Annotated in this window: 6 protein-coding genes; 3 read left to right on the top strand and 3 right to left on the bottom strand. The window is 71.1% G+C overall.

The window, feature by feature from the left end; all coding sequences use genetic code 11:
- Positions 1–644 precede the first annotated feature (644 nt).
- Positions 645–3365, top strand: a complete 2721-nt coding sequence (gene ppdK / locus B7767_RS28695) for a pyruvate, phosphate dikinase (protein ID WP_085574706.1) — start codon at positions 645–647, stop codon at positions 3363–3365.
- A 568-nt stretch (positions 3366–3933) separates the two neighbouring features.
- Here the strand turns inward: ppdK and B7767_RS28690 are convergent.
- Positions 3934–4587, bottom strand: coding sequence for a TetR/AcrR family transcriptional regulator (locus B7767_RS28690; protein ID WP_085574705.1), 654 nt, complete (start codon positions 4585–4587; stop codon positions 3934–3936).
- Positions 4588–4703: 116 nt separating this feature from the next.
- Here B7767_RS28690 and B7767_RS28685 point away from each other — a divergent pair, with 116 nt between their 5' ends.
- On the top strand, positions 4704–5525 hold the full coding sequence (locus B7767_RS28685; protein ID WP_085574704.1) for an SDR family NAD(P)-dependent oxidoreductase: 822 nt from the start codon (positions 4704–4706) through the stop codon (positions 5523–5525).
- A gap of 282 nt (positions 5526–5807) precedes the next feature.
- On the opposite strand, the gene B7767_RS28680 is transcribed toward B7767_RS28685, so the two are convergent.
- Entirely contained in the window at positions 5808–7010 is a 1203-nt protein-coding gene (locus B7767_RS28680) for an alpha/beta hydrolase (protein WP_085574703.1), read from the bottom strand.
- Positions 7011–7383: 373 nt separating this feature from the next.
- Between B7767_RS28680 and B7767_RS28675 the strand changes: the two genes are divergently transcribed.
- Positions 7384–8052 carry a hypothetical protein gene (locus tag B7767_RS28675; RefSeq protein WP_256923606.1) on the top strand — a complete coding sequence of 223 codons (669 nt, stop codon included), beginning with the start codon at positions 7384–7386 and terminating at the stop codon, positions 8050–8052.
- Between the two features lie 31 nt (positions 8053–8083).
- Here the strand turns inward: B7767_RS28675 and B7767_RS28670 are convergent, their stop codons facing one another.
- Positions 8084–8515, bottom strand: coding sequence for an excalibur calcium-binding domain-containing protein (locus B7767_RS28670; RefSeq protein ID WP_085574701.1), 432 nt, complete (start codon positions 8513–8515; stop codon positions 8084–8086).
- Positions 8516–8639 lie beyond the last annotated feature (124 nt).

Genomic DNA, 8639 nt, shown 5'->3' with positions numbered 1-8639 from the left:
CCCCGGCGCGGTGTTCGGCATCAGGAGGGCGCCGACGACGAGGGCGGCGGCGAGGACGTGGACCGTCCGGCGGAGGGCGCGGGCGGCGGCGGGGTGCGCGTCCCGCGCGCCGCGCAGGCGTGTGCGGACGCGCGGGACGAGCAGGCGTGTGAAGACAGGCAACCCGGAGGTTCCTTCCGTACCGAGCCCGGTGGGAGGCGGACCCGGCGTGGGGGTCCGGGTCCGCCGTCCTTCCGTACGGGCGGCGGCGACGGTGTGTTCACCCGGTCCGCATGGTGGAACCCGGTCCGCTGTGGCAGCGTGATTCTCGCCACCCTTGATAAGGGTTGCGCTCAGATGAGCGGATCTTGGGCGACTGCACTTCTCAAAGGATGGCACTCAGTGCCATCTCTTGATCGTTCATCGAGCGAAATCAGACGTGGCGATTGCCGCTCATGTGAGCGCTCAAGAGTGGGCGGGAAGGGTTGTGCGTTCGAGAAGTGAAAACATTCGGCCGCCACGGCTTGCCAAGCTTTGACTTTCGATCCGCTGGCGGACGACTGGTTACGGGCGCATGACGCACAAGTGGACGTACCCAGAAGCCTTTGATCTGGGTACATTCTCGCCGTCAGGGCAGCCACCGCGTCCTCGAGGAGTCGAGACCCGTGTCGGAAAACAAAGATCCCCACGTAACGAAGTTCGTTTACGACTTCACCGAGGGCAACAAGGACCTGAAGGACCTGCTGGGCGGCAAGGGTGCCAACCTCGCCGAGATGACCAACCTGGGCCTTCCCGTTCCGCCCGGCTTCACCATCACCACCGAGGCGTGCAAGACCTACCTCGACAGTGGCGAGGAGCCGGCGGCACTGCGTGACGAGGTGAGTGCGCACCTCGACGCCCTCGAAGCGACGATGGGCAAGAAGCTCGGCCAGGCCGACAACCCCCTCCTCGTGTCGGTCCGCTCCGGGGCGAAGTTCTCCATGCCGGGCATGATGGACACCGTCCTCAACATCGGCCTCTCCGACAGGTCCGTGCAGGGCCTGGCCGCGCAGGCCGGCGACGACCGGTTCGCGTGGGACTCCTACCGGCGCCTCATCCAGATGTTCGGCAAGACCGTCCTCGGCGTCGACGGCGAGCTGTTCGAGGACGCGCTGGAGGCGGCGAAGGCGGCCAAGAAGGTCACCGTCGACACCGAGCTGGAGGCGGCCGACCTCAAGAAGCTCGTCACCAAGTTCAAGAAGATCGTCAAGACCGAGGCCGGCCGGGACTTCCCGCAGGACCCGCGCGAGCAGATGGACCTCGCCATCAAGGCGGTCTTCGACTCCTGGAACGGCGACCGCGCCAAGCTCTACCGCCGCCAGGAGCGCATCCCGCACGACCTCGGCACGGCCGTCAACGTCTGCTCCATGGTCTTCGGCAACCTCGGCCCCGACTCCGGCACCGGCGTCGCCTTCACCCGCGACCCCGCCTCCGGCCACCAGGGCGTCTACGGCGACTACCTGCAGAACGCGCAGGGCGAGGACGTGGTCGCGGGCATCCGCAACACCGTGCCGCTCGCGGAGCTGGAGTCGATCGACAAGAAGTCGTACGACCAGCTCATGCAGATCATGGAGACGCTGGAGAACCACTACAAGGACCTCTGCGACATCGAGTTCACCATCGAGCGCGGCCAGCTCTGGATGCTCCAGACCCGCGTCGGCAAGCGCACGGCGGGCGCGGCCTTCCGCATCGCCACGCAGCTCGTCGACCAGGGCCTGATCGACGAGGCCGAGGCGCTCACCCGCGTCAACGGCGCCCAGCTCGCCCAGCTCATGTTCCCCCGCTTCGACGAGGACGCCAAGGTCGAGCAGGTCGGGCGGGGCATCGCGGCCTCGCCGGGCGCGGCGGTCGGCAAGGCGGTCTTCGACTCGTACACCGCCGTGAAGTGGTCGCGTTCCGGCGAGAAGGTCATCCTGATCCGTCGCGAGACCAACCCCGACGACCTGGACGGCATGATCGCCGCCGAGGGCATCCTCACCTCGCGCGGCGGCAAGACCTCCCACGCGGCCGTGGTCGCGCGCGGCATGGGCAAGACCTGTGTCTGCGGCGCGGAGGAGCTGGAGGTCGACACCAAGCGCCGCCGGATGACGGTCCCCGGCGGGCAGGTCGTCGAGGAGGGCGACGTCGTCTCCATCGACGGCTCCTCCGGCAAGGTCTACCTGGGCGAGGTCCCGGTGGTCCCGTCCCCGGTCGTGGAGTACTTCGAGGGCCGGATGCACCCGGGCGCCGACGACGCCGACGAGCTGGTCGAGGCCGTGCACCGGATGATGGCCTTCGCCGACCGCAAGCGCCGGCTGCGGGTGCGGGCCAACGCCGACAACGCCGAGGACGCGCTGCGGGCGCGGCGCTTCGGAGCCCAGGGCATCGGCCTGTGCCGCACCGAGCACATGTTCCTCGGCGACCGCCGCGAACTGGTCGAACGCCTGATCCTCGCCGACACCGAGGCCGAGCGCGAGGAGTCCCTGAAGGCCCTGCTCCCGCTCCAGAAGCGGGACTTCGTGGAACTCTTCGAGGCGATGGACGGCCTCCCGGTCACCATCCGCCTGCTCGACCCGCCGCTGCACGAGTTCCTGCCCGACATCACCGAGCTGTCGGTCCGCGTCGCCCTCGCCGAGTCCCGGCAGGAGCCGCACGAGAACGAGCTGCGCCTGCTCCAGGCCGTGCACCGGCTGCACGAGCAGAACCCGATGCTGGGCCTGCGCGGTGTCCGCCTCGGCCTGGTCATCCCCGGCCTGTTCACCATGCAGGTGCGGGCCATCGCGGAGGCGGCGGCCGAGCGCCGGGCGGCCAAGTGCGACCCGCGCGCGGAGATCATGATCCCGCTGGTCGGCACGGTCCAGGAGCTGGAGATCGTCCGCGAGGAGGCCGACCAGGTCATCGCCGAGGTCGAGCAGGCCACCGGCACCTCGCTCAAGCTCGCCATCGGCACGATGATCGAGCTGCCGCGCGCCGCGCTGACCGCCGGCCAGATCGCCGAGGCGGCGGAGTTCTTCTCCTTCGGCACGAACGACCTCACCCAGACGGTGTGGGGCTTCTCCCGCGACGACGTGGAGGCCTCGTTCTTCACGGCGTACCTGGAGAAGGGCATCTTCGGGGTGTCGCCGTTCGAGACGATCGACAAGGACGGCGTGGGCTCGCTCGTCGCCGCCGCCGCGAAGGCCGGCCGCGCCACCCGCCCCGACCTGAAGCTCGGCGTCTGCGGCGAGCACGGCGGCGACCCGGAGTCGGTCCACTTCTTCCACGAGGTCGGCCTGGACTACGTCTCCTGCTCCCCGTTCCGCATCCCGGTCGCCCGCCTGGAAGCCGGCCGCGCGGCCGTCACGTCGACGGGCAGCGACCACCGGTAGCCCTCACAGGGCGAGTCGAGCCCCGGAGCCGTCGTCTGTCACCCGACCACCCTCACCGATCGGCGACGGCTCCGGACCACGAAGAAGGGCGGGCCCCTGTGCGGGGGGCCCGCCCTTCGGCAGAAGACGGACCGGCACCCGCGTGAGGCGACCGCCAACGAGTACAGGAGCGAGCAGCGGAACCGACTCGTCGTCTTCTGTGCCCGCTTCAAGTACCTGGAGGCCCGGAAGACGGGGAGATTCCCGGCGCTTCGGTGATGGTGGCGCCGGTCAGTGCCGAGGTGACCACGCGCCCGTCGGGGTGAGGGCGTCCCGCAGCGCTTCGGGGAGGCGCAGCAGCCCTCTGACGGAGGCCTGGTCGCCGTCGGCGGCGACCGCGATCCTTCGGCCGCCGTGCCGGACCGTCAGCCGGTGCGTCTCGACCGGCAGGGGGCCCGGGCGCCGGCTCCTCCGATGGGGTCCCCGGTGGACACGGCCGTCACACGCTGTCCCCGCCGGGCAGCCCGTCGCCGTCCGGCCCCGGAGCCACCACCTGTGTCCGCGTGCCGGAACGCCCGGTGACGGGCGCTCAGGAGGCGGGAGCCGACCGGGCCGAGCTCTGCGGGCGCGGACCCCCACCCGTCCAGGGACCGAAAGCTCTGAGGGTCGCGTCGACGAGCGAGTCGGCGTATGCGGTGGTCAGCGGACCGCTGCGGTGCAGCCACCGCTGGAAGAGGGGGGCGTAGAGCATTTCGAGGGCCAGGTCGAGGTCGGCGCCGGAGTCGAGCTGGCCGGCCTCCTGGGCACTGCGCAGGCGTGCCTTCTTCGCCTCGTCCAGCGGCCGGGCCAGCTTCTCGCGGTACTCGGCCGCCAGCGCGGCGTCGTTGGCGATCTCGGTGTTGAGGGCGCGGATCAGCCTGTCGAAGGACGGGTCGGCGAACTCCTCCGCCGTGGCTCGCATGACGAGCTTGAGGTCGGCCTCGAGGTCGCCCGTGTCCGGCAGCGTGACCGACTGCCCGTCCTCATCCTCGCTCAGGGCCAGCAGGGCGGCGAAGACGACCGCACTCTTCGACGGCCACCGCCGGTAGATCGTCTGCTTGCCGACGCCGGCACGGGCGGCGATGGCTTCGACCGTGACCTTCTCGTACGCCTCCTCTGCGACCAGGGCGCGGGTGGCCGCGAGGATCGCCTGCCGGGACCGTTCCCTGCGCCGGGAGTGGTCCGGCCCCTTCTCGTTGGACATGCGTCCAGCCTATCCGCGGAGCGAAACGAGACGATCCGTATTGATGAACTCGAGGCGATGCTCTACGTTTGAAACGAAACGAGACGAGTCGTTTCCTTTACTGAGAGTGGGGAATCGTGACGGACGCGAGAGTCTGGCTCATCACCGGAGCGTCCCGTGGCCTGGGCAGGGCTTTCGCCGAGGCCGCCCTGGCGGGCGGCGACCGCGTGGTGGCTGCCGCCCGCAACGTCGGGCCCCTGGCGGAACTGGCCGAGAAGTACCCCGACCACCTGGTCCCGCTGCCTTTGGACGTCGCCGACCGCCAGGGCGTGTTCGACGGGGTGGCGCGGGCGGCGGCCGCGTTCGGGAGGCTGGACGTCGTCGTCAACAACGCCGGCGGAATGCTCTACGGCATGGTGGAGGAGGCTACGGAGGAGCAGATCCGGGCGCATATGGACGTGAACTTCTTCGGTGCCGTGTGGGTGGCTCAGGCGGTCCTTCCCCACCTGCGGGCCCAGGGCGGGGGACGGCTCCTCCAGATCACCTCGATGGGCAGCGGCGGCGGCATGGCCACCGTCGGCTACTACGGTGCGGGCAAGGCCGCACTGGACTCGGTCAGCGAGGCACTGGCGATGGAGGTCGAGGGGTTCGGCATCAGGGTCACCATCGTGCAGATGGGCGGCTACAACACCGGCCTGTTCACCGCAGGCACCACGAACACCGAACCCCTGGCGCGGTATCAGCCCCTGCGCGCCGAGATGGAGGAGATGTGGGGCGATGCCGTCGCCCCGGAGCCGGACACCGCCGCCCCGGTCGTCATGGAGTTGGCCGCACTGCCGGACCCGCCCCGACGGCTGATAGTCGGCAGCCAGTCCTTCGACCACGTCCTGGAGATGGGCCGGGCCCAAGCGGATCTGTACCGGTCCTGGGAGCACCTCAGCCGCCTCGCCCCTGGCTGACGGGGCCCCGGGCCAGGACTTGCCGGCGCCGCCCGGCTGCCTGGAACGAGGCCGGTGTGCGGGACCACACCCGGGCGCCGTCGATCCCATCGGATCCGAGGTGATCGATGACGGGTTCGACGACGGAGGGTCCGCTCCTCCCTGCGGAAGGGTCCGTGGGCGGACCCGTTCTGCAAGCGGGTCCCGGCCGTCCGGCAGCCGACCGCCGGCAGGACCTCGTCCTCCGCGAGCCGGGCGACGAGCCGGTCGTCTTCGAGGAGGAGGCCGGTGCGGCCGCGCCTGTCACAGCCGAGGAAACGAGACCTCCGGCCGGTCGGCCGTGGGGCCGTCGAGCAAGGGGCGTGCCATGCCGCGCAGGTGCGTGTCGAAGAAGGCGGCCGTGTAGTCGCGCGTGAGCTGCCACGCGCGCTCGCCCGAGAGCGGCGCGGCGGGATCGGACAGACCCAGTCGGTCGGCCAGGACCGGTAGGTCCGTGAAGGTGAAGTGTTCGGCCCCGGCGACCGTCAGCCAGCGCTTCCAGCCGTCCAGGCGGGTCCAGGCCTCCCGCCAGTCGCTCCCCGGGCTCGCAGGGCTGTGGGTGGCGGAGGCGCCCATCATCATGAACGGGCGCCCGCCCGGACCCGATCCGGCGAGCGGGGCGAAGAAGTTGCCGTCCAGGTTCACGCCGGCCCGCACACGCCGATCGCGCTGCATGACCGCAGCGGCGGCCGCGCCGCCGATGGAGTGTCCCGCCACCCCGGTCCGCCGAGGGTCGACCATGAGCGCAAACGGAAAACTCGTCCGCCCCTGGATCGTCCTGGACGGTGCTCGAAGCGTCGTCAACCAGTCGATGACGAAGGAGAGGTCCTGCGCTCGGCCCGCGGCCACCTGCGCCCGCTCCACGTCCGTGGCGACCCGCTCGCACGCGAGGCAGGTGAGCACGCGTCCGCCGGGGAAGGCCGTACCGACGGACTCATGGGCGTGGTCCACGGCGGCGACGACGTACCCCCGGCTCGCCAGGTCGTCCGCCAGAGTGGTGAGCGTGCTGCGCGGCATCGAGAAGCCCGGTGAGAGCAGCACCAGCGGGAAGCGGCCGTACACGGGGCGGGCGTCCACGCGGGCGTGGGTACGCACACCGCTGACGGTCGCGGCGGACACGACCCCGGCAAGGCCTCGTGCCTCCAGCAGCAGCCGGGCCTCCTCCTCCGTCGTGTAGGCCGCCGGAGCGCTGCTTCCGGCGTGGGCGGGATAGTGCACCGACACCATCAGCTCCCTGTGTGCCGAGGGCACCCACGGGTCGCGGCGCCGGTGATCGGACAGGTGCAGCGTCTGTGTCCCGACCGCGTACCGGCCCGCGGGCCGCGGCAGCTCGACCCCCGCTTCCGCCGTTCTCCGGGCGGATGGGACGGGCGCGGGGGCGGCCGCGGCGGCACCCGCGCCCCGGAACGCGAGGGTCGACGACAGGCCGAGCAGTGTGAGGACGGTGGTACGGCGGTTTATGTTCACGACACCGAACGGTAGGTTGCCGTGTAATCCGAACTCGTCATTCTGCAGCGGTAGTTGGATGTAAGCCCGTGGAAGGGGGCACCTCCGTCCCAGGTCTCGTGTCCAGCCGGATCACGACCCGGGCCGGCGCCTGCCGCTCTTCCCGTCCGGATGCTCCCCGGGGCCCGCCCGACGTGGGGCATTCACGACCGGCCTCCGGTCGAGCAGCGGCACTCCGAGACCAACACCCCGCACACGTGCGGCGAACCACTGCCGGGTCGGGGCGGGGCCCCGGAGGTGCTTGCTCGGGCCGTCGTCCTTCGACGGCGGGTCCCGATGTAGTGTCCCGTGCCGGACGCACACAGCCGCCACGGCGGGGAACACGGGGGACGCGGTGCCGTTTCGGATACGCAGGAGCAGCATCAGGCCGCTGAGCGCCATGGGCGGGTACGCCGTCGACCCCTGGCGGTCGTTCCGGCGCACGGTCGGGGTGGTGCTCTTCGGGTGGGCCGCCGCGGCCGTCACCGCGGGGGCGTCCTACCTGGCACTGCGGTGGGTGTGGGTGCCCATCGCCGTGGGGGTCGTGCTGTGCCTGGCGTTCGTCCTCCTGCTGATGCTTCTGCACCGCGCGGGGTGGATCGCCCTGCTGTCGTTCGTGCCCGGGCTGTTCGTCCTCGTCGGGGCCGTCCAGTACGCGCCCGAGGCGGCGCTGGAGGTGCGCGGGGTGCGGGAGAGCGTGGTGATCGTGGCGGACAGTGTGGACGAGACGGGCGGCGACAACCACCGGTTCACGCTGCGCACGGCGGACGGGGAGGAACTGGAGGAACGGCTCACCTACAACGGTGACGGCTCGGGTCTTGACGTGGGCGACCGGCTCGACGTCCTCCGCGACCCGGAGGGGGTGGCGCCCATGGAGCAGGCGGACGAGGTGGACGCCGCGGGGCGGCTGAACGGTCTGGTCGCCGGGCTCGTGGCGTGGACGCTGATGGCGGTCCTCGCCGGGCGGCGCGGACATGTGCGCCGCCGGCAGGGGAAGACCGACTCCCTGCTGCTGTCCTTGTGAGCCGGGGAGCCGGTCCTCGCGCGGAACGGCGTCAGCGGGCGTCGTCGCGGCGCCTGCGGGCCGCGATCATCACGCCGCCGCCCAGGAGGACGACGGCGGCACCGCCGGCCGCGATGTACGGCGTGGCGTCGCCGCCGCCGGTCTCGGCGAGGTCGGTGCCGCCGCCCTGCTCTTCGCCGTCGGATCCGGTGTTGCCGGCTTCCGTGCCCTCCTCGGCCTCCACGTCGTCCTCGTGGGGCTTGAAGTCCGCGGGCGGCTGGTCGCAGCCGATGCCGTCGTCGTCGCGGTCCAGGTGCTTGCCGTAGTGGTCGTCGCCCTTGGCGATGTCGCTGTACCCGTTGTCGTACGCCTCGGTGCAGTTCTTGAACGGGTGACTGCCGTCGTGGGCCTCGGCGGTGGCCGGTACGGCGGCCAGGGCGAGTGCGGCGAGGACCGCGGCGGCGGAGGTGCGGAACGGGTGCATGGTGAAGAGTCCCCCAGATCGGGCGATTGCGTGTGCTTGGTACGAGGGTGACGAAGCTACTGGAGGGCTCGTGCCCTGTGAGGGATATGAAGAGCCCGTGATGCGAACGTGACGTGACCGGGAG

This window comes from Streptomyces sp. 13-12-16 (assembly GCF_002114215.1).
In the GTDB taxonomy this organism is placed as follows: Bacteria; Actinomycetota; Actinomycetes; order Streptomycetales; family Streptomycetaceae; genus Streptomyces.
This window is presented reverse-complemented; position numbering and strand designations above follow the sequence as displayed.

Bases quoted from the DNA above. Each gene is read 5' to 3' on its own strand.
- B7767_RS28690 (WP_085574705.1), bottom strand. From the start codon at position 4,587: ATGTCCAACGAGAAGGGGCCGGACCACTCCCGGCGCAGGGAACGGTCC.
- B7767_RS28670 (WP_085574701.1), bottom strand. From the start codon at position 8,515: ATGCACCCGTTCCGCACCTCCGCCGCCGCGGTCCTCGCCGCACTCGCC.